Annotated in this window: 16 protein-coding genes; 14 read left to right on the top strand and 2 right to left on the bottom strand. The window is 45.7% G+C overall.

Annotated elements, in window-relative coordinates; genetic code table 11:
• Positions 1 to 5 precede the first annotated feature (5 nt).
• Together A8806_RS09940 and pgmB are read left to right on the top strand one after the other, a co-directional pair.
• On the top strand, positions 6 to 1,292 hold the full coding sequence (locus A8806_RS09940; protein WP_109731034.1) for a hypothetical protein: 1,287 nt from the start codon (positions 6 to 8) through the stop codon (positions 1,290 to 1,292).
• On the top strand, positions 1,293 to 1,931 hold the full coding sequence (gene pgmB / locus A8806_RS09945; protein ID WP_109731035.1) for a beta-phosphoglucomutase: 639 nt from the start codon (positions 1,293 to 1,295) through the stop codon (positions 1,929 to 1,931).
• 95 nt (positions 1,932 to 2,026) lie between these two features.
• Here pgmB and pepT read toward each other — a convergent pair whose 3' ends face one another.
• Positions 2,027 to 3,244, bottom strand: a complete 1,218-nt coding sequence (gene pepT / locus A8806_RS09950; RefSeq protein ID WP_109731036.1) for a peptidase T — start codon at positions 3,242 to 3,244, stop codon at positions 2,027 to 2,029.
• A gap of 176 nt (positions 3,245 to 3,420) precedes the next feature.
• Between pepT and A8806_RS09955 the strand changes: the two genes are divergently transcribed.
• The 3 genes from A8806_RS09955 (at position 3,421) to A8806_RS09965 (ending at position 7,297) form a co-directional block, all read left to right on the top strand.
• A complete protein-coding gene (locus A8806_RS09955) occupies positions 3,421 to 4,713 on the top strand; it encodes a sensor histidine kinase (RefSeq protein ID WP_109731037.1) in 1,293 nt (430 codons plus the stop codon).
• Complete coding sequence (locus A8806_RS09960; protein WP_109731038.1) at positions 4,710 to 5,501, top strand: response regulator; 792 nt, start codon at positions 4,710 to 4,712, stop codon at positions 5,499 to 5,501. The genes A8806_RS09955 and A8806_RS09960 overlap by 4 nt, the downstream gene beginning before the upstream one ends.
• A gap of 89 nt (positions 5,502 to 5,590) precedes the next feature.
• Entirely contained in the window at positions 5,591 to 7,297 is a 1,707-nt protein-coding gene (locus A8806_RS09965) for a sensor domain-containing diguanylate cyclase (RefSeq protein WP_109731039.1), read from the top strand.
• 46 nt (positions 7,298 to 7,343) lie between these two features.
• Here A8806_RS09965 and A8806_RS09970 read toward each other — a convergent pair whose 3' ends face one another.
• Positions 7,344 to 8,384, bottom strand: coding sequence for a LacI family DNA-binding transcriptional regulator (locus tag A8806_RS09970; RefSeq protein WP_181368652.1), 1,041 nt, complete (start codon positions 8,382 to 8,384; stop codon positions 7,344 to 7,346).
• Positions 8,385 to 8,690: 306 nt separating this feature from the next.
• Here A8806_RS09970 and A8806_RS09975 point away from each other — a divergent pair, with 306 nt between their 5' ends.
• The 9 genes from A8806_RS09975 to A8806_RS10015 all read left to right on the top strand — a co-directional run bounded on the left by A8806_RS09975 (position 8,691) and on the right by A8806_RS10015 (position 20,674).
• A complete protein-coding gene (locus A8806_RS09975; RefSeq protein WP_109731041.1) occupies positions 8,691 to 10,586 on the top strand; it encodes a beta-glucoside-specific PTS transporter subunit IIABC in 1,896 nt (631 codons plus the stop codon).
• A gap of 22 nt (positions 10,587 to 10,608) precedes the next feature.
• Positions 10,609 to 11,889, top strand: a complete 1,281-nt coding sequence (locus A8806_RS09980; RefSeq protein WP_109731042.1) for a glycoside hydrolase family 140 protein — start codon at positions 10,609 to 10,611, stop codon at positions 11,887 to 11,889.
• Positions 11,890 to 11,928: 39 nt separating this feature from the next.
• Positions 11,929 to 13,335, top strand: a complete 1,407-nt coding sequence (locus tag A8806_RS09985) for a glycoside hydrolase family 1 protein (RefSeq protein ID WP_109731043.1) — start codon at positions 11,929 to 11,931, stop codon at positions 13,333 to 13,335.
• Between the two features lie 139 nt (positions 13,336 to 13,474).
• Complete coding sequence (locus A8806_RS09990) at positions 13,475 to 14,143, top strand: response regulator transcription factor (RefSeq protein WP_109731044.1); 669 nt, start codon at positions 13,475 to 13,477, stop codon at positions 14,141 to 14,143.
• Positions 14,131 to 15,054 (top strand): sensor histidine kinase, encoded by a 924-nt coding sequence (locus A8806_RS09995; RefSeq protein WP_109731045.1) that lies wholly within the window; start codon positions 14,131 to 14,133, stop codon positions 15,052 to 15,054. Before A8806_RS09990 ends, A8806_RS09995 begins: the two co-directional genes overlap by 13 nt.
• 130 nt (positions 15,055 to 15,184) lie before the next feature.
• A complete protein-coding gene (locus A8806_RS10000) occupies positions 15,185 to 15,877 on the top strand; it encodes an ABC transporter ATP-binding protein (RefSeq protein ID WP_109731046.1) in 693 nt (230 codons plus the stop codon).
• On the top strand, positions 15,864 to 18,353 hold the full coding sequence (locus A8806_RS10005) for an ABC transporter permease (RefSeq protein ID WP_109731047.1): 2,490 nt from the start codon (positions 15,864 to 15,866) through the stop codon (positions 18,351 to 18,353). Before A8806_RS10000 ends, A8806_RS10005 begins: the two co-directional genes overlap by 14 nt.
• A 205-nt stretch (positions 18,354 to 18,558) precedes the next feature.
• Complete coding sequence (locus A8806_RS10010) at positions 18,559 to 19,965, top strand: AAA family ATPase (protein WP_109731048.1); 1,407 nt, start codon at positions 18,559 to 18,561, stop codon at positions 19,963 to 19,965.
• A complete protein-coding gene (locus A8806_RS10015) occupies positions 19,955 to 20,674 on the top strand; it encodes a hypothetical protein (protein ID WP_109731049.1) in 720 nt (239 codons plus the stop codon). The genes A8806_RS10010 and A8806_RS10015 overlap by 11 nt, the downstream gene beginning before the upstream one ends.
• The last annotated feature ends 76 nt before the right edge of the window (positions 20,675 to 20,750 follow it).

Genomic DNA, 20,750 nt, shown 5'->3' on the forward strand with positions numbered 1-20,750 from the left:
AGTATATGCGAGTTGGTGCGGGGAAAGCGAGAATAATTTTAAAAGAGGAATTCATGGAGCCGGAGGAATTTGGAAGCATTCATCTCCCGCTTCATGCCCGGGCACTTTTCATCGAAAGTGTGAACTGCGTACTGATCGTCTCACTGGAATTGACATCGCTGCCGGATACAGAAGCCAATGAGATGAAACGGGAGATTGCCGGATATACCGGGCTGGGGGAAGAACAGATATGGATATGCACGACGCATACCTTTTCCGCGCCACATCTTGGGATAGTCCGTGATGGAAAAAAGGAAGATAGAGTGTCCGTGGAATACGGATATCTGGAAGCTGTGAAAACAGCCGTATCAGAGGCAGTCCGGATGGCAGCGGACAGTCTGGAGGACGCAGGTTTGCAAATCGGAACGGGGTACTGTGATATCAATACCGGAAGAGATGTCGAACTTCCGGACGGATGGTGGATCGGGAAAGGGGATGGGCTGACTGACCATGAGGTTACTGTTCTTCGTTTCCTCGGCCGGCATGGCAGGACAATTGCCATACTCTACCACTATGCCGTGCAGTCTTCTGTCCTGGACGGAATGCGTTTGAGTTCAGGAATGAAAGTCGTTTCACCGGACATTACAGGAATCGCCGGCAATACTATTGAAAAATATTATGAGGAAGACGGTGCATATGCCCTGTTCCTTGTCGGGGCGGCAGGGGATCAGGCACCGGTTGAAAAGGCAGTTGCTGAAACATATAAAAATGGAAACAAGGTTATAACGGATGCGGGGGAACAAGCAATTTCTGTCTGCGAGAAGCTGGGGAGGAAGCTGGGACGCACTGTGATTGAAATATCACAGCATACGCAGTGTGTGCGCGGAAACGGTAAAATTTCACTGGGAAAGATTTCGTTCAGAGTTCGCGGCAAGAAAATGGAAGCCAATGTGAAACACCTTTATCCGGCCAGAGATTACGTCTATGTACCGGACCAGGAGCGGGAAGTTTGTGTGGAGGCCTTATGCCTCGGGAATCTCGCAGTTATAGGAGTAAAGCCCGAACTGAACTGTATTACAGCCATTGGGATTAAGGAACGGTCGCCCTTCCCTTATACAATCATTGCCACTATGGTCAATGGTTCTGCAAAATATATGGCAGATAAAAAATCGTATGAGCGCTGTACATATGAAGCAATGAATTCGCCGTTCTATGCAGGAGCAGCCGAAATCCTGGCCGAAAAAGCAACCCTTCTGCTGGAACAGATGCAGGCAGAAAATTCATTTTTAAATCATACAGGAGATAAAAAATAGATGAAAGCATTTATATTTGATTTAGACGGTGTGCTGGTATTTACGGACCGGTTCCACTATCAGGCATGGAAAACGATTGCAGACCGTATGGGGATTTCCTTTGACGAGTCGGTGAATGACCGTCTTCGGGGAATAAGCAGGGCGGAGAGTCTGGAGATTATTCTGGAAAAGTATGACAAAGCATTGCTGTCAGATTCTGAGAAAAGGGACCTGCTAGAAGAGAAGAACCAAATCTACAGAAAATATCTCTCTGGAATGACACCCGAGCATGTTTCACCGGAGGTCAGGGAAACGCTGCTGAGTCTGCGTGAGGCAGGGTTTAAACTGGCAGTGGGCTCATCCAGCAAGAATGCCATTTTTATTCTTGAACAGACAGGATTGATGGATATATTCGATGCAATAGCAGATGGGAACCATATTACCCGTTCCAAACCGGATCCGGAGGTGTTCCTGAAGGCGGCTGAATATCTGGGGGTCGAACCGGCAGACTGCATGGTCGTGGAGGATGCATATGCAGGGATTGAGGCAGCCAGAGCGGCCGGAATGAAAACAGCCGGAATCGGAACCGCTTCAGGAGATGAACGGGCAGACTATAAAATACAGTCATTCCGGGAGCTGTTAAAAATCGCCGGAATATAAGAAAAGACAGAGAATGCTTTATTCCCGCGGGCGTCTGGGCTCCTATAGAATAAGGTTTTCTCTGTCTTTCATTCATTGATTATAAAAAATACCAGCTATTGTGCGTAAATCTTTACAAGTTCTACAGTGATATCCGCTGCCAGATCCATTCCCTCGGCAGTGATATGCTCATAAGGCCCATGATAACCATGTCCGCCTGTTCCCAGATTCGGGCACGGCAGGCCCTTAAAGCTTAACTGTGCCCCGTCTGTGCCTCCGCGGATTGGAAGTACGAGCGGTGTGACTCCGGCATTCTCACATGCTTTTTTTGCATTCTCGATGAGGTGCCTGCAGCCATCGATAACTTCTGACATATTGCGGTACTGCTGTGTAATCGTCAGTTTTGCCGTTCCTGCGCCCCACTTCTCATTGATGAGTTTCTCGATGTGGCGGAGTGTCTCCTGACGTACTTCGAATACCGCTGGGTCATGGTCGCGGACAATGTAATTCAATTCGGCATGTCCAACTTCACCGGACATGCTGACCAGATGATAGAATCCCTCGTAATCTTCCGTGCCGCGCGGAGTGTCCCCTGACGGAAGCATGGAGTTGATCTCCATAGCTACCAGGCTGGCATTGACCATCGTATCCTTGCTGGAACCGGGATGCACGTTGACACCTTCAATTTCGAAAACCGCCTTGCATGCATTAAAATTCTCAAACTGGATCTCTCCCTCGGTATCTCCGTCCAGAGTATAACCGAATTCTGCACCGAATTCCTCGACGTTAAAATGTGCTGCCCCGGTACCGATCTCTTCATCAGGTGTGAACGCAATGGACAACGGCCCGTGCGGGATGTTCTCCGCATTCAGACGCTCGATCATGGTCATAATCTCTGCAATGCCGGCTTTGTCATCGGCTCCCAGAATGGTCGTCCCGTCACTTGTGATCAGGGTGCGTCCCTTTAAGTCAGGCAGATGTTTAAATGTTTCTGTGCTGATGGTACGTCCGCTTGTCCCCAGAACAAAGTCTTTTCCATCATAATTTTCTGTAACGACCGGGATGATATCATGGTCACAGAAATCGGAAACTGTGTCCATGTGGGCGATAAAGCCCAGCTTTGTCTTGTCCTCATATCCGGGAGTTGCAGGGATGTGGCCGTATACATAACACTGCTCATCCACTCTTGCGTCAGACACCCCAAGGTCCTTTAACTCCTGTACAAGCACATGTGCCAGGTCAAACTGGCAGGCAGAAGATGGAACAGTCTCGCTGCTCTCATCACTTGGTGTACGCACAGTGACGTACTTCAAAAGTCTTTCATAAGCTCTCATAATGACATTCTCCTTTTTTTATGACATTTCCTGCTGAATATTATACCATAAATACTAAACTCGTGAAATACCTCGTTAAGTATTTTGGTGAAAGCCTGCTGACAGGATCAGTTCTATACATTTTATACATTATTTGATACAATGTTATACAAAAGAAACAGCAAGGAGAATCTTTTATGAGTACAATCGGGTATATCAATGTTGCTTTGGAGTTTTTTGGCGGCCTGCTTTCCCTTATTTTTATACTCTGCCTCTGTATGTCCAACCATACAAAGGAGAAGCTGGGCCGGCTGTATATACGGGTTCTTGCTGTAAATACCATAGTATTATTCTGCGATGCCGCTGCATGGCTTTTTAAAGGCAGATCCGGTACCTTCTGTTTCTGGGCCGTGCGGACTGCGAATTTTTGCGTATATGTTTTTGGGTATGTGCTTCTGGCCGTGTTTACGGATTATCTGACCGGTTTTATTGCTTCCAGAGGGGCAAAGATTACGAGGACCCCACTGCGGATTATGTGGTGTTTTACGTCTCTGGCCATTTGTCTTGTCATTGTTTCCCAGTTTACACATATGTATTACTTCATAGACAATGGGAATATTTACCACCGGCAGGAATGGTTCTGGGTATCCCAGATGTTTGGAGTCATCTGCATGCTGCTGAACAGTACCCTCCTGATCCGCTACAGGAAATGGATGACGGGCCGGGAACTGGGCGCTCTGGGGGCATACATCACCATGCCGGTTATTGCCCTTGTGATCCAGATGTTTATTTACGGGGTTGCCGTCCTGTATTTGGCCACGACACTTTCTGCACTATGTATTTATATCAGCATACAGGTGGAGCAGTCACATAAACTTGAGCAGGAGGAGCTTGAACTAGAAAAAAAACGCACCGCGATTATGCTCTCGCAGATCCAGCCTCATTTTTTATATAATTCCCTCTCTGTTGTGAAAGGCCTGTGCCAGACAGATCCCGGGCAGGCAGAGCTGGCGGTAGACCACTTCTCGGACTTCCTGCGGGGGAATATGGACTCTTTAACCAATCCGGATCTGATTCCTTTCGAACAGGAGCTTTTGCATACGCAGCATTATCTGGAACTGGAGCAGATGCGTTTCGGCGAACGGGTTAAGGTAGTCTACGATACACCTGCCCTTCAGTTTATGGTTCCGCCCCTTACGCTGCAGCCTATCGTAGAAAATGCCGTCCGGCATGGCATCACGAAGTGTGAGGACGGGGGGACGGTTATAATTGCTACCGAAGAAACACCATCCGCCTATAGAATTATTGTAACAGACAATGGGGCTGGTTATAATACGGCCAAACCTGTAAAAGACAACGCACGTCACATCGGTACGTCCAATGTCAGGAAAAGGCTGCAGTCGCAGTGCGGCGGTGAACTCACGATTCAGAGCGCAGTGGGGCAGGGAACAACGGCAGTCATAACAATCCCGAAGGAGGAAAATCTATGATATTTATTGCTGTAGATGATGAACCAATCGTCCTGAGTGTCCTGACCCGGGTTCTGGCCGAGGCTGAGCCGTCCAGTGACATACACAGCTTCGGCAGTGCACGAAAAGTCCTGGCAGCTCTGGAAGGCGGCCTTCGGCCGGATGTGGCTTTCCTGGACATTGAGATGTTCGGAATGAACGGCCTTGAGCTGGCGAAACATATCCGTGAGGTTTCCAACAAAACTAATATCGTATTTGTGACCGGATATCCCCAGTACGCACTGGAGGCTTACCGGCTCCATGCAAGGGGGTATTTGCTGAAACCGGTATCCGTCAAAAAGGTCCGCGCGGAGCTGGAAGAGTTAAAAAGCCCCCCACTGCAGGATTATGGACGCATCCATGTACAGACTTTCGGCAATTTTGAAATATTTGCAGACGGTAAGCCGCTCCATTTTAAACATTCAAAAACGAAAGAGCTCCTTGCATTCCTGATCGACCGCCGCGGCTCTGCCGTGAACACAAGTGAACTTTGTGCGGTGTTATGGGAACAAAAGCCGGACAGCCGATCTGTCAGGAGCCATCTGCGGACATTGATAGCCGATTTAAACCACACGCTGTCGGATGCCGGAGCGGAAGAAATTCTGATCAAAAAACGAAACAGCTTTTCCATTGACTGTCAGCAGCTTGACTGTGACCTGTATGATTTCCTGCGCCGGGAGACTTATGCGGTCAATTCTTACAATGGGGAATATATGTCGCAGTACAGCTGGGCGGAAATGACACTGGCCACTTTGGAACAGCGGGAGTAGGTCTTCTGCCTGCTTTCCCTTCTTTTGCGCTTCTTTTGCGCTCTCTCTGCTATAATGGTCCCAAAATTCGCGGAGGGGGAATCGAATTTATGAAGTCAATTCAGACAAAATTTATTATTTTAATATTAGGCTGTGTCCTGAGTTCATCATTTGTCATCGGAGGTGCGGGGATTCTCAGTTCCAAGAAAGTAGCAGATGAAGATTCTGCACGTATTATGAATCTCCAGTGTGAGAATAATGCAGAGGACATCAATGGCCTGCTTTCGCTGATTGAACAATCCGTTAATACGCTTGCCGTCTATGCCAGCGAAGAACTGACGGATGTGGAACGGCTCAAGACAGATCCTGCTTATGTCAGTGAGTATACTAAAAATATCCGGTCTGTCGCCGTAAATGCAGCCAATAATACTGAGGGAGCCCTTGCCGTTTATGTCCGGTACAACCCAGAATTTACGGAGCCTACATCGGGACTTTTCTGGAGCAGGACTGCTCTGGATAATACCTTTCAGCAGCTGACACCTACAGATTTTTCCCGCTACAGCCCGGATGATGTGGAACATGTAGGCTGGTATTACATCCCGGTAAAGAGCGGGAAAGCAACCTGGCTGGAGCCCTATGAAAATAAGAATATCAATGTTGAGATGATCTCCTATGTTGTCCCGCTCTATGCAGATAATACAACAATCGGTGTCGTGGGTATGGATATTGATTTCAACGTTATTAAAGAAATTATCGCATCGACCAAGGTCTACCAGTCAGGATATGCATTTCTGACTGATGAGGATGCAAACATCATGTATCATAAAGAACTGGAAAAAGGAACGGCCATGTCCGGTCTGGAAACCACTCTTCAGCCGGTGGCAGAGGAACTGAAAAACGGCGGCGGAATTAATCACTTGTTTCCTTATTCATGGAGATCTGAAAAGAAGGAGATGACCTTTGCTACTCTGATTAATGGAATGAGACTTGCAATTACTGCCCCTGCCTCTGAGATCAATGCAACTAAAAATACTTTGATTTTGCAGATGAGTATTGCATCGGTGGTAATTGCACTATTGGCGGTCCTGCTGACAATTTATATGACACGCCGCCTGATCAAGCCGCTCCGTGAACTTAATACGGCGGCACAGAAGATTGCGGGAGGAGACCTCTCCGTTTCCCTGTCTTACCAGACAAAAGACGAAGTCGGCACACTGGCAGACAGCTTCCAGCAGACAGTCAACCATCTTAGGAAATACATTGATTACATTAACGGTCTGGCCTATCGCGACGGCCTTACCGGGGTTAAGAATAAAACGGCTTATCAGGAAGCAGTGGCCCTTCTGGAAGAGAAATCCCGGACAGGAAAGCCAGAGTTTGCAATGGTTGTCCTCGATATCAATAACCTGAAGACGGTTAATGATACCTATGGCCATGACTTTGGAGATATGGTTATCATCGAGGCATGTAAGGTCATTTGCAAGGTCTTTAAGCGCAGTCCTGTCTACCGCACCGGCGGGGATGAATTTGTGGTTATTCTGGAGAACGGTGATTACGACCACTATGAAGAACTTCTTGACCGGTTCCAGATGGCACTGGATGAGTTTAATGAATATGCAAGACACGACGGCAAACTGTCTATTGCACGCGGCATTGCCGTATATGATGAATACATTGACCTGTCCGTTGATAATGTATTCAAACGGGCGGATGAAGCCATGTACCAGAATAAAATGATGATGAAAAGGATGCAGAAGGAAGAGGCCGAGGCCGGTCTCGAATCCGCGCAGGAATCCGGGGCGCCGGATCCATACTGATATACATGAAAACTGTTTAAGGCCGGAACACGAAAACGGTCCGGCCTTAAGTATAAATATATTTTGTTTTATTATGAACACTGCTGCCCTCAATAAGCCGTGTCTTATAATAAACTCTCATGATCTCTTCGTTCTCATCTTCAATATGTCTCAGCAGGTGCTTCACTGCAGCCAGATGCCTTTTCGTATGTGTCCCTTTCACAAGTGTCAGCTCCATGCCCAGGAGGCTGACCGGGGGCAGGGCATCAAAGCCGAGCAGTGAGATGTCTCTTGGAATACGAATATGACGCTCTAAAAGAGCCTTACTCACGCCTAATGATACGACCGAGCTTTCCAGAACAAAGGCGGTTGTCTGCTTTAGCCCCTCGTCCAGATGATGGCACATCGATTCATATACTGTGTCTACATCACTTCCCAGATGCCAGATCCGGCTGCTCGCATCCCCGCATTCCCGCTTTGCCATTTCCAGTACAAATGCCTCTCTTCTTTCGATAAAATTAAAAATATCTATATTCTCGGCAAGATAGATGATGTGGCTGTGTCCTTTGTCTACCAGATAATCCACCGCCCGGCCGATTCCTTCTCTGTTATCTATGAGAAAGCTGTCAATGCCTTCTTCGTAAAACAGATTATCTCCGGTGACAATCGGTATATTTAATTTTAGGAACGGGTAAATGTCACTGTGGCGCATTTCCGCAGCCATAATATAGATCCCCTTCACGTCCAGCCTGCGGCATTCCAGGAGCAGTTCATCCAGACTCTGTGCCTGTTCCAGAAATACCCTGTGGTAAAACTGGTAACCGCTGTTCTGGACGGTCCGTTTGATTTCAAGCAGGACAGGGTGGTTCTCATCACTGCGGTTCATGATAATGCCGTTCTTGATATAATTTATCATCATAACAGCGCCTTTCGGAGACTTTTCCGTCAGGCGTGTCTCTTTTAAGAAAGTTTCTTCTTTTTCCCGTATATATTCGAGTATCCGTTTTTTCGTCTCTGCATTCACTCCCGGACGGTTGTTTAATGCAAGAGAGACGGTCGCCGGGGATACACCGAGCTCCTCTGCAATTTCCTTTGATTTTATACGCATATACCTGCCCCCATTTACGTGCATAGTAACCTGTTGCTTTGTATTATATCCTCCCTTGTATTGAAAAACAATATGCAATGCAAACAGTACACACTAGCATTCATTTAAAGAAAATTTAAAAACATGTTATTTTTGTATAAATTTTTTTAGCCACGGCCCCGGAATTTATTTTCTAATTCTCGAAAACATAGAAAAAAGCAAAGGGGATTGAGGGTAAAAAGAAAAAATGATAAGGTGGATTCAGATAAAGAGAGCGCGCTTTAGTATCGAATGTAAGAAAAGTGGAAAGATAGCGGAGGTAAAATCATGGCTAAGAAGAATTACGATACTCTGTCAAAAGACATCGTGAAATATGTAGGGGGAACGAAAAATATCATTTCCCTCGTCCATTGCGCAACCAGACTGCGGTTCAAGGTGAAGGATCATGACTGTGTCGATAAAGAAAATTTAAGTCAGCTGGAAGGTGTGATTACAGTGCTGGACAGCGGCGGGCAGATACAGGTGGTAATTGGAAACCATGTTTCAGACGTTTACGAGGCAGTTTTCAAAAATACAGATTTAAAACAGGCAAATCAGGAGGCTCAGCCGGAAGAGGGAACTAAGAAGAATCTGTTAAATACTTTTATGGATACGATATCCGGGATCTTTGCACCGGTACTGGGCGCAATGAGCGGCGCAGGTATGCTAAAGGCGCTGCTGATTCTCTGCACGACATTTGGATGGCTCACGGCGGATATGGGGACCTACCGCATTCTTTATGCGGCGGCAGATGGTGTATTTACATTCATACCGGTATTTCTGGCTTTTACAGCGGCTAAAAAATTCAAGGCGAATGAATTTGTTGCGGTTGGTATTGCGGCGGCCCTTGTGTATCCTGACCTGACGGCGGCGTATTCAGCAGGAGAAGCACTGACATTCCTAAAGATTCCGGTTGTCCTTGTCAGCTATACATCTTCTGTTATTCCGATTATTATTGCAGTGTATGCCCTGAGTAAGCTGGAAAAGGTACTGAAGAAAATCGTACCGGCTGTTTGTAAGACGTTCCTGACACCACTTGTCAGTCTGGCTGTCATGGTCCCGGCGACGTATCTGCTCATCGGGCCGATTGCGGATACAGCAGGAAAATTACTCGCATCCGGCTACACAGGACTTGTGGCCCTGAACCCGGTTATTGCGGGAGGCTTACTCGGCCTGATCTGGCCGGCGGCAGTTATGTTCGGTGTACACTGGGGATTTGTGCCGATTGTTATGAATAACATTGCGGAATATGGAAGAGATACCTTATTTACGATTACGGGACCAAATAACATGGCTCAGGCAGGTGCAACATTAGGTGTATTCTTAAAGACAAAGGATAAAGCAGTGAAGGAAATTGCGGGACCGGCGGCTCTTTCAGCGGTTCTGGCGGGAATCACAGAACCCGCAATATATGGTGTTACCCTGCGCTTTAAGAGACCATTTTTCATCGGTGCGGTGTTCTCCGGCATAGCGGGCGCAATCGTAGCGGCAGCCGGCACAGGTGCCCCTACGCTGCTTGGGACGAGTATCCTGACATTGCCGGGGTATATCGGAGTCGGATTCGTTGGATTTCTGATTGCCTGTGCAATCGCTTACTTCGGATCAGCAATCGTGACCTATTTCTTTGGATACAGTGATAACATGCTTCCAAAACCAAAACAGGATGCAGCTTCTTCTGAATCGGTTACCAGAGAAGAAAAGGCAGGTGCAGTTAAGGGGAAAATTACGGATGCCGAGATTGCGGCTCCCGTCAGCGGGAAAGTCATTTTGCTGTCAGACGTGAAGGATGAAGCATTTTCCGGAGGTGCTTTAGGACAGGGGATTGCGGTCATCCCGGAGGATGGAAAAGTTTGTGCCCCCTGTGACGGCATCGTCAGTGTAATGTATCCCACAGGTCATGCCATCGGTATTACTTCGGATACCGGGGCAGAGATTCTGATTCACATCGGAATGGATACGGTAACACTGGACGGAAAGGGATTTGATATAAAAGTTAAGGAAGGACAGAGGGTCCGGATGGGTGAACTTCTGGTGGTGGCCGATTTAGCTCAGATTAAAGAGGCAGGACTCGACATTACGACACCGGTAATTATAGCAAATACAGAAGAATATCTGGAAGTCAGGCCATTTAAACAGGAAAGTGTCAGGCAGGGGGAACGTCTGCTGGCATGTATTGGGAAATAGCGCGGAAGAAGAGGAGTATCAGATGAGCAGATTAGAAGTGGATCAGAATCAAAGTAATTTTGTTCTGGACGGGAAACCGTTCTTTTACCTTGGAGATACGGTATGGAGCGCTTTTACGAACATCACGACGGAAGAATGGGAGTACTATCTGAAGAAACGGAAGGAACAGGGATTTACTGTGCTCCAGATCAATACAATGCCCCAGTGGGACCGCTGTGCATCGAATCAGAAGTTGTACCCGTTTGCGACAAAGGATGGATATACGTTTGATTTTACAAGGTGGGATGAACGGTATTATGAAAATGCCCGCAAGATGTGCCGGATGGCGGTGGAAAAGGGATTTCAGCTTGCACTGGTAGTTCTTTGGCTCAACCATGTTCCGGGAACATGGGGGAGCCGGATGATAGATGATAATGTGATGCCCAGGGAAATGATAAGGCCGTACACGGAGAAAATAGTGGAGGAATTCGACGAGTTCCATCCGGTCTATGTGATCAGCGGGGATACAGATTTCGACACACCGCAGGCTGTGGAATATTATAATATAGCTTTGGAAACTGTGTGTGAAAAAAGCCCACTGTCTCTTAAGACGATGCATATCAAACGTGGATATGACCTGATTCCGGAAGAATTTCTGGACCGGATTGATTTTTATATGTTTCAGTCCGGACACAACAAAGAGGGACAGGACATGGCATATAAGCTGCCTGAGAGTTTCCGGGAAAAGTATCCGGAGAAACCGATGATCAATGCAGAACCATGTTATGAACAGATGGGATACAGCAGGAAGGCCTATGGCAGGTTTCAGCAGGAAGATGTGAGAAAAGCGGCATGGAGCAGCATCCTCTCAGGTGCATGTGCGGGGGTTACATACGGGGCGCATGGTGTCTGGAACTGGCAGAAAATCAATAAACCACAGAACCCGGTGCTTGGAGAGGGATTTGACGCACCATTCCCCTGGCAGGAGGCACTCCAGTTTCCGGGGGCATGGGATTACGGGCTGATCCGACGGATTCTTACTGATTTGAGAGTCAGGAAATTAGTCCCGGCAAATGAACTGCTGGAAAACGACACAGAAGAGATCCGAATGGCAGTATCCGGTGACGGCAGATATTTTATTTATCTGCCCTACAGCACAAGACTGTCCATCCGAAAAGAACTGCCAGACTGTACGGCCAGAGCAGTTGATCTTGAAAACGGAAGAAATGCAGATGTGGAAAGCAGTGTGGAAAACGGCAGGACAGTGCTGGGGATGCATCCGTTTCAGAAAGACGTGCTGCTGATTGTGGAAGAGATGCGTTAGGATGTATTAAAATAATTCATTAGACAGGGAGTGAAAGAGATGGGAATATTTCCAGATAATTTTCTATGGGGCGGCGCAGTGGCCGCAAATCAGTGTGAAGGAGCTTTCGATGAGGATGGAAAAGGCTTAAGCGTACAGGATGTGCTTCCTCATGGCATCAGGGGGGAACGTACTGCGGTGCCGACGGAAGATAACATGAAATTAAAAGGAATTGATTTTTACCACAGATATGAGGAAGATATCAGGCTGTTTGCGGAAATGGGATTTAAAGTATTCAGAACATCCATTGCGTGGAGCCGGATTTTTCCGAAAGGGGATGAAAGCGAACCGAATGAGAAGGGACTTGAATTTTATGACCGTTTGTTTGACGAATGCCATAAATACGGGATAGAACCACTTGTGACGATTTCTCATTATGAGACACCGCTCTATCTGGCGGAGCACTATAATGGCTGGGCGAACCGGAAACTGATCGGGTTCTTTGAGAATTATGTAAGGGTGATTTTCGAAAGGTATAAGGGCAAGGTAAAATACTGGCTGACCTTTAATGAAATCAACTCTATACTCCATGCACCTTTTATGAGCGGCGGGATTACGACTCCCCCGGCAGAACTCTCGGAACAGGAATTATATCAGGCGGCTCATCATGAACTGGTGGCAAGTGCACTGGCAGTGAAGATCGGGCATGAGGTGATGCCGGGGGCAGAGATCGGATGCATGATATTGAGTATGCCGGCTTATCCACTGACACCTGCCCCGGAAGATGTTTTAAGGGCGATGGAAGATGAGCATAAGAATTATTTCTTCGGGGACGTCCATGTAAGGGGAGAATATCCGGGATATATGAAGCGATATTTTAAGGAGCATGGGATTGAGATCCGGTTTGAGCCGGAGGACGGGGAAATCCTGAAGAATACGGTTGACTTTGTATCTTTCAGTTATTATATGAGCTGCTGTGCGGCTGCCGATGAGGATAAGCAGGCCCGTGGAACCGGAAATCTCTTGGGCGGCGTGCCTAACCCGACGCTTAAGGCAAGTGAATGGGGATGGCAGATCGACCCGAAAGGTCTGCGCTATGTGCTGAACCAGTACTGGGACCGTTACCAGAAACCGCTGTTTATTGTTGAAAACGGGCTCGGTGCGGTGGATGAACTTGTGGAGGATGAAAACGGGAATAAGACGGTGGAAGATGACTACCGGATTGAGTACCTGAGATCTCATTTGGAGCAGGTAAAAGAGGCTGTCAAAGACGGCGTTGAGCTGATGGGATATACCTCCTGGGGATGTATAGATGTTGTGAGTGCATCCACGGCGGAGCTGAAAAAACGTTACGGATATGTTTATGTGGACAGAAATGATGATGGAAGCGGGACATTAAACCGGTATAAGAAAAAATCATTCTACTGGTACAGAGACGTGATTAAGAATAATGGTGAAACACTTTAGGAAAACGGCGCCATACCCTGCGGGGCGGGCGCTGTTTTTGCGTTATTTATTTCCAGAAACTGTCACGATACTGTGATAATTCCCCGATTGCAGTGTGCAGTCCGCATCTGTATAATAAAGACATAAGCAGGAGGTTCATATGCAGAAAATATTGATTATAGAGGATGACAGAGAACTGAATAAGGGGATTTCTTATGCGCTGGGGAAGGCGGGGTACAGGACGGTATCTGCGTACTCTCTGGAACAGGCAGAATTTTCTTACAGAGAGGGGGAACCGGACCTGATCCTGTTGGATATCAACCTGCCGGATGGGGAGGGATTTGAGTTCTGCAGACAAGTGAAGAAAAATTCCTCAACACCGGTGATGTTTCTTACGGCAAGGGATCTGGAAAGGGATGCGCTTAAGGGCTATGATGCGGGGGCGGACGATTACGTGACAAAGCCGTTTTCCATCAATGTCCTGATGAAAAAGGTCGGTGTGATGCTGAAACGTACGGAGGGCAGCAGGCCCCAGATATATGATGACGGTTTTCTGAGAGTTGACTTTGATGCGGCAAAAGTAAGGGCAGGGGCGGCAGAATGTATTCTTACGCCGACAGAGTTCCGGATACTGAGGCTTTTTATCGAGAACAGGGGGCAGCTGCTGACATATTCTGTGCTGTTGGAACGGCTTTGGGACAGTCAGGGGCAGTTTGTCGACAAGCATACGCTGGCTGTGAACATGAACAGGCTGCGCGGGAAGATTGAGGACGGGCAGCATAAATATATTTCAAATGTATATGGGATGGGATATCAATGGCTGAAATAATAGCAGTACTCTGCCTGATTGCAGTGGCCGTAATGTGGCACAGGATAAGAATGTTGAAAAAAGATATATATTCATTTTCAGACAGGCTTGAGCAGTGTCTGGATGCGATGATTTCCGGACAGGATATCGAGAATTTTGGTGAGCTTAAGGATTCCCTTTGGGATAAGATCTATGAGAAGCTTCGCAAGCTGGATCATATGTGGCTGGGACAGAACCAGTATAACCAGGAGGAAAAGCGGCAGATCAAAGAGCTGATTTCCGACATTTCCCACCAGACGAAAACACCGATTGCGAATATTAAGATGTATCTGGAAATTCTGGAAAATGAAGAAGATGCCGCCCGGAGGACGGAATTTTTGGGGCACCTCAAGGGGCAGACGGAGAAGCTTGATTTTCTGCTCCAGAGTCTGGTGAAAATGTCCCGTCTGGAAACCGGAATCATCGAAATAAGCAAACAGGCAGCCAGAATATATGAGACACTGGGACGCTCGGCGGCGTCCATTGTGCCGAAAGCGGAGCAAAAAGGGATCAGCCTGTTTGCAGACTGCGATGAACGGCTGATGGCTGTCTATGATAAAAAATGGACAGAGGAAGCTGTTTTCAATATTCTGGATAATGCGGTGAAATATACACCGTCAGGCGGAAGTATTCATATTACGGTCAGTGTACAGGAATTTTTTACAAAGATCAGCATTAAGGACAGCGGGAAGGGAATCGCCCGGGAACGGCAGGCACAGATATTCGGAAGGTTTTACAGGGAGCCGGAGGTACATGATGAGGAAGGGATCGGTGTCGGGCTGTATCTGGCGCGAAAAATCATCACCCTGCAGAACGGGTACATCGAGGTGGTATCCGAACCCGGGAAGGGTGCGGATTTTCAAATATATCTTCCAAACGAAGCGATCAGCTGAAATTGTGCTACTATGCATGGCCAGAAGCCATGCATAGTAACGAAATTGTCACAGTTTTGTGAAAATATCTGATTGAGAACGGTTTGTGATTTTTCGGGACTATGCTTGCAGTATAAGGAGGGACACCAATATGAATGAAATTGTAAAGACACAGGCATTGAAGAAATATTACAAGCTCGGGGATAATACGGTGAAGGCTCTGGACGGGGTGGATTTTACGGTCAGAGAAGGAGAATTCGTAGCGATTGTCGGCAAATCCGGCAGCGGGAAAAGTACTCTGCTCCATATGATCGGGGGTCTTGACTACCCAACCGGCGGTAAGGTATATGTGGATGGGAAACAGCTGTATAAGCTGAATAAAGAACAGCTTGCAGTGTTCAGGAGGAGAAAGGTCGGTTTTGTGTTTCAGAGTTTTAACCTTGTGCCGGATTTGAATGTGTATGAAAATGTCGTCCTGCCGATTGAACTGGACGGCGGGCATATTGACCGGGATTTTGTGGACGAAATCTTAAGGATATTAAAACTGGAGGAAAAGAAGGAGGCTCTGCCCGGCACGCTTTCGGGCGGCCAGCAGCAGAGGGCGGCAATCGCAAGGGCACTGGCGAATAAACCGGCAATACTGCTGGCGGATGAGCCCACAGGGAATCTGGACACCGGAAGCAGCCATGACGTCATGGGACTTTTGAAAATGGCGGCAAAGCGGTATCACCAGACGGTCGTTTTGATTACCCATGATGCAGACATTGCACAGCTAGCGGACCGGATCGTACAGATTGAGGACGGACGGATCGTGAAGGGAAGTGACGTTTATGCTGGAGAATAATAATAGCAGGATTGTTACAAGAATGGCTGTGCGTTCTATCAAAAGCGGCAGGCAGAAAAATCTGATTATGGCCGCGGCAATCACACTGTCGACCTTTATGCTGTTCTGCATTTTAACGGTGGGAAGTACTTATTTCAAGATGCAGCGGCTTCAGAATATCCGTATGAACGGGGCAGATTATGACGCATTTATTTATGGCGGTTTTACAGAGGAACAGAAAGAAATCTGTGAGAAAAATCCTTATATTCAGACTGTCGGCGTACAGGGGATGGCGGGATGGACCGTAAGTACGGATACTGACGACACGCTCAATACAGTGATGCTGTGGTCTGACGGGGCACAGTGGGATGTATTGTCGAAACCTGCGGTTATCTGGCAGAAAGGAGAATACCCGCTAAAGGAGAATGAAGTGATGGCGACGGCTGCGGCATTAAAAGACTGCGGACTTGAGGATGCCGGGGTGGGGGATACGTTTACCTTAACTTACGGAGACAAACAGGGCGAGCATACGGCGGAATTTACGATTTCGGGGCTTCTGAAGACTTATAAAAATGAAAAGATATTCTATGTTTCGAAGCCATTTCTGGATAAGTCCGGTTTCTCTCTGGACGATTACGGGAGAGGCTTCCTCTATATGAAGTTTAAGTATCCGGTTGTGCCGGAGCGTGTTTTCCGGGAACTGGAGAACAGCCTGAATCTGGGGGAGCAGCAGTATCTGCTGATAGAGCCGGCTGCACAGAGTTCGGTGCAGATACTGGCCGGGCTCGCAGGTCTGGTATTGATTACTTGTTTCAGTGCCTATCTCCTGATCTATAATATCCTTTATATCTCTGTTTCCAGCAATGTCAGACATTACGGGCTGCTGCAGACAGTAGGCATGACTGGCAGGCAGATATACCAGATGGTCCTGAGACAGATGTTCATGGTGGGGGCATGCGGTATTGCCGGAGGAATCCTGCTCGGAATGCTGACGTCTTTTCTCCTGATACCAGAAGCGGTGAAAGTCCTTGGCATCCAGAAGGAAGAGATTTCGATTGCATTTCATCCCGCGGTCTTTCTCCTGAGCATACTGATAGCCGGGGGCACGATCTATCTTGGAAGCAGAAAACCTGCGAAAAAGGCAACAGAAGTTTCCCCAGTGGAGGCATTGGGGTATCGCGGGGATTTCGGGAAACGCAATTCACATGGAACAAGGAAAGGAAGGCTGGTCTGGCGGCTTGCATGGGATCAGGTTACCAAGGATAAGAAAAAGACGATGATCGTCCTCCTCTCACTGGCTGCAAGCCTGTCAGTGTTCCTTTGCCTGACAACACTAATAGAAAGCCAGGGGCCGCGTACAATCGTTTCTAATTATATGGATGCGGATATGGTCCTCATTAATGATACTATCAAGAAGGATGATAAAAACGATTGGAAACAGCTGATGGATGAAGCATTTCAGGTAAAAATCAAAGAAGGCGGCCGGATCAAAGAGTCACATCAGGTGCTGATTGACCAGATTGTGGTTCCGTGGGAGCCCGAATTCGTAGATACTTGGATGAAAGCATTTTACGTAAAATGGATGGAAGAATCTTACGCTGATATAGAGACAGAATTTAAACAGAATCCGGAGAAGTTTTCTTCTTATATAATCGGTATTGATGAAGCAGCATTTACTTATTTAAACAGTACTCTGGAAACACCGATAGATGAACAGAGCTTCAAGGAAGGCAAAAGCTGTATCCTGTACCGGGATTCACTGAATCTTAAAGAGGCGGATTATCAGGAAGAAAATATAGCCTGCTATTTATATGGAGGGGACGGGGAATCCCATTCGTTTCAAATCGGAGGCCTGACGGATGATTCTTATTATAGAAGAGGCGGAATCACTCCAACTATCATTGTAAGTGATGCATACCTGAATCGTATTTCAGATGCCCCATATGTTTTCAAAACGAGTATACAATATGAGCAGGAGTATGACACGGCCGCAGAAGCAGACGTGAAAAACGCGATAGACACCAGTGCATATCCGAAAGATTTTTCCTACGAATCAAAAATTGAAGAAATGAAGAGTGTTAGTAAGGCACAGGGGAATATGATGGGAATTGGAATCGGGATTGCCTTCATCCTCGCCCTGATTGGTATCCTGAATTATGTCAATACAGTTACAGGAAACATCCATAACCGTCAGATGGAACTGGCGATCATGGAAAGTGTCGGAATGACAGAAAAGCAGGTAAAAAGCGTATTGATAAGAGAAGGAATCCTCTTTGCGGGCGGATCACTTGCACTGACGGCAACACTGGGCCTTTTCATAACATATCTTCTGTACCAGTCCATGAACTATATGCAGGTCACATTTGCAATACCCGTACTGCCGTCCGCATGTATGATCCTGTTCATCCTGTGTGTCTGTGTGGCGGTTCCACTGACTGTATACCGGGTTGTGACGGGGAAAAAAGCAATCGTGGAGAGAATAAAAACGAATGAGTAGTAGAAAATAGTGTGTAGTATTTAGTGCTCCATCCAGTACGATTTCTGACTGGATGGAGCACTAGGCTTGTGGACTACATTGAAAAAGCATAATGTTCCTTTTTATAAAATGAATTATAAAAAGGGAATAAAATATGTCAAAATCCAAATTAGATATTGAAAAAACTGGAATTGAATGATATTATATATCTATGGAGGATGATACTATGGACAAACAAACTGTAAGGATTGAGAATATAAGGATTGAGAATTTTAAAAATGTGAAATACGGTTCTCTAAATTTGGAAAATAAAAGAAAAGATTATAAATCTAGTATATTAGGATTGTATGGACAGAACGGATCAGGCAAAACAGCACTTATTGATGCTTTGCAGTTACTAAAGTTTGCGTTGAGTGGAAAAGCGATTCCTTCAAAATATGCAGATTATGTTAATGTGGATTCGGAAAAAGCTACATTAACATTTCAATTTTTAGTATGTAATGAAGAAGGAAAGTATGATATCTGGTATCAGTTTTCATTACGAAAAGCAGAAGATAATGATTCAATAGACATAGAGGATAGTAATGCTGCGCAGCCTAATCTAAGGGTTGAAATATATAACGAGGTTATATCATATGGCTTTACAGGCAAAGAAGAGAAACTTAGGAAATCAGCTTTAATTGATACAAGAAGCGAAGAAGTGTTTATTCCTAAAACCAAATTTGTGGAATTAGTTGGAAACGATAAAACTCAATATACAGATTTATTAGTTACCAAGAAGCTGACGCAAGTAACATCTCGTTCTTTCATTTTTTCACGAGAAATGATGAATGTATTTAGAATGAATTGTAAGAATGATATTTACATCAATCTGATTAATTGTCTTAATTGGTTCGGAGCAAGAGAACTGTTTGTAATCGACACGGAAAGTATTGGACTGATTAGTCTTAATACGTTACCGTTATCTTTTAGATATAGCAGCAAAGGAGCAGACACTGTAGGAAGTCTGGTATTACCATTAGATAGACCAGCGCTTATTCCGGAAGACGCATATGATGTTGTTGATAGAATTATTCAAAATATGAATATTGTTTTAGAACAGTTAGTACCAGGACTTACAATTGATATAGTGGAGTTGGGTACAGCCCTCTTAAAGGATGGAAGAATTGGAAAGCAGATTCAGATCATGTCGTTAAAAAATAGCAGGCCAATTCCTTTTTGTTACGAGTCGGAAGGTATCAAGAAAATAGTGTCAATTCTTCAATTGCTAATCGCAGTATATAATAATGCGTCAATTACAGTGGCAGTGGATGAACTTGATGGCGGAATTTTTGAATATTTGCTGGGTGAGCTTCTTAATATTATTTCAGAGAAAGGAAAGGGGCAGCTGATATTTACATCTCATAATCTTCGTCCGCTTGAGACTATAGACAGGGGATTTGTTGCATTTACAACGACTAATCCTAAAATGCGTTATATTCGCATGGGGAATGTAAAAGATACTAATAATTTACGAGATTTCTATTATAGAGATATTGTACTGGGAGAACAAAATGAGCAAGTATATAATCATACAAATAACTTTGAAATAGCATTAGCGTTCAGAGAGGCTGGTGAAGCTATTGGCTCGTAAGAAAGTTGTATTGGTAATAGTGGAAGGCCTGTCAGATGATACGGCACTTGGCCTGGCATTGAGTCAGGTGTTTGATAAAGATTCTATCTATGTTCATATTATGCGTGGGGATATTACTACAAGAACAGGTGTCAATTCGCAAAACATAGTTTCTAAAATTGGAAAGGAAGTTACTTTCTACGCAAAATCACAGCATTATAAGCCAAGTGATTTTAAGCAGATTATTCATATTGTTGATACGGATGGGGCTTATATTCCAGATGATAATATCATAGAAAAGGAGGATTGCCTTGATATCCAGTACGAAGATGATGGCATATATACCAATAATAAAGCAAGAACCGCAATAAGAAATCAACAGAAAAGAGAGAATCTATATAGGTTGAGAAGTTGTGGTACAATTTGGAAAGTTCCTTATAGAGTATATTATATGTCTTGTAATCTGGATCATGTATTATATGATAAACAAAATAGCACGGATGAAGAAAAAGAAAATGATGCATATGCATTTGCAAAAAAATATAAGAACAAGGTGGAAGAATTTGAAGAATTCATTTGCAAATCAGGATTTTCCGTTACTGGGGATTATAAAGAATCTTGGGAATATATTGAAAAAGATTTAAATTCAGTAAATCGATATACAAACTTGTGTATATGTATTGAGAATGAGTTGGGAAATAGAATGGCAGGAAATGAAGGGGAAGATTGATATGAAGAAACACCGTCTTAGTCGAAACTTTGTTTTAGGCGGTGTTTTTGTGTGCCCGGCCATAGTAAATCAATGT

It is taken from the genome of Faecalicatena orotica (genome assembly GCF_003149245.1).
Taxonomy (GTDB): Bacteria; Bacillota; Clostridia; order Lachnospirales; family Lachnospiraceae; genus Faecalicatena_A; species Faecalicatena_A orotica.

Bases quoted from the DNA above. Each gene is read 5' to 3' on its own strand.
- A8806_RS09940 (WP_109731034.1), top strand. From the start codon at position 6: ATGCGAGTTGGTGCGGGGAAAGCGAGAATAATTTTAAAAGAGGAATTC.
- pgmB (WP_109731035.1), top strand. From the start codon at position 1,293: ATGAAAGCATTTATATTTGATTTAGACGGTGTGCTGGTATTTACGGAC.
- pepT (WP_109731036.1), bottom strand. From the start codon at position 3,244: ATGAGAGCTTATGAAAGACTTTTGAAGTACGTCACTGTGCGTACACCA.
- A8806_RS09955 (WP_109731037.1), top strand. From the start codon at position 3,421: ATGAGTACAATCGGGTATATCAATGTTGCTTTGGAGTTTTTTGGCGGC.
- A8806_RS09960 (WP_109731038.1), top strand. From the start codon at position 4,710: ATGATATTTATTGCTGTAGATGATGAACCAATCGTCCTGAGTGTCCTG.
- A8806_RS09965 (WP_109731039.1), top strand. From the start codon at position 5,591: ATGAAGTCAATTCAGACAAAATTTATTATTTTAATATTAGGCTGTGTC.
- A8806_RS09970 (WP_181368652.1), bottom strand. From the start codon at position 8,384: ATGCGTATAAAATCAAAGGAAATTGCAGAGGAGCTCGGTGTATCCCCG.
- A8806_RS09975 (WP_109731041.1), top strand. From the start codon at position 8,691: ATGGCTAAGAAGAATTACGATACTCTGTCAAAAGACATCGTGAAATAT.
- A8806_RS09980 (WP_109731042.1), top strand. From the start codon at position 10,609: ATGAGCAGATTAGAAGTGGATCAGAATCAAAGTAATTTTGTTCTGGAC.
- A8806_RS09985 (WP_109731043.1), top strand. From the start codon at position 11,929: ATGGGAATATTTCCAGATAATTTTCTATGGGGCGGCGCAGTGGCCGCA.
- A8806_RS09990 (WP_109731044.1), top strand. From the start codon at position 13,475: ATGCAGAAAATATTGATTATAGAGGATGACAGAGAACTGAATAAGGGG.
- A8806_RS09995 (WP_109731045.1), top strand. From the start codon at position 14,131: ATGGCTGAAATAATAGCAGTACTCTGCCTGATTGCAGTGGCCGTAATG.
- A8806_RS10000 (WP_109731046.1), top strand. From the start codon at position 15,185: ATGAATGAAATTGTAAAGACACAGGCATTGAAGAAATATTACAAGCTC.
- A8806_RS10005 (WP_109731047.1), top strand. From the start codon at position 15,864: ATGCTGGAGAATAATAATAGCAGGATTGTTACAAGAATGGCTGTGCGT.
- A8806_RS10010 (WP_109731048.1), top strand. From the start codon at position 18,559: ATGGACAAACAAACTGTAAGGATTGAGAATATAAGGATTGAGAATTTT.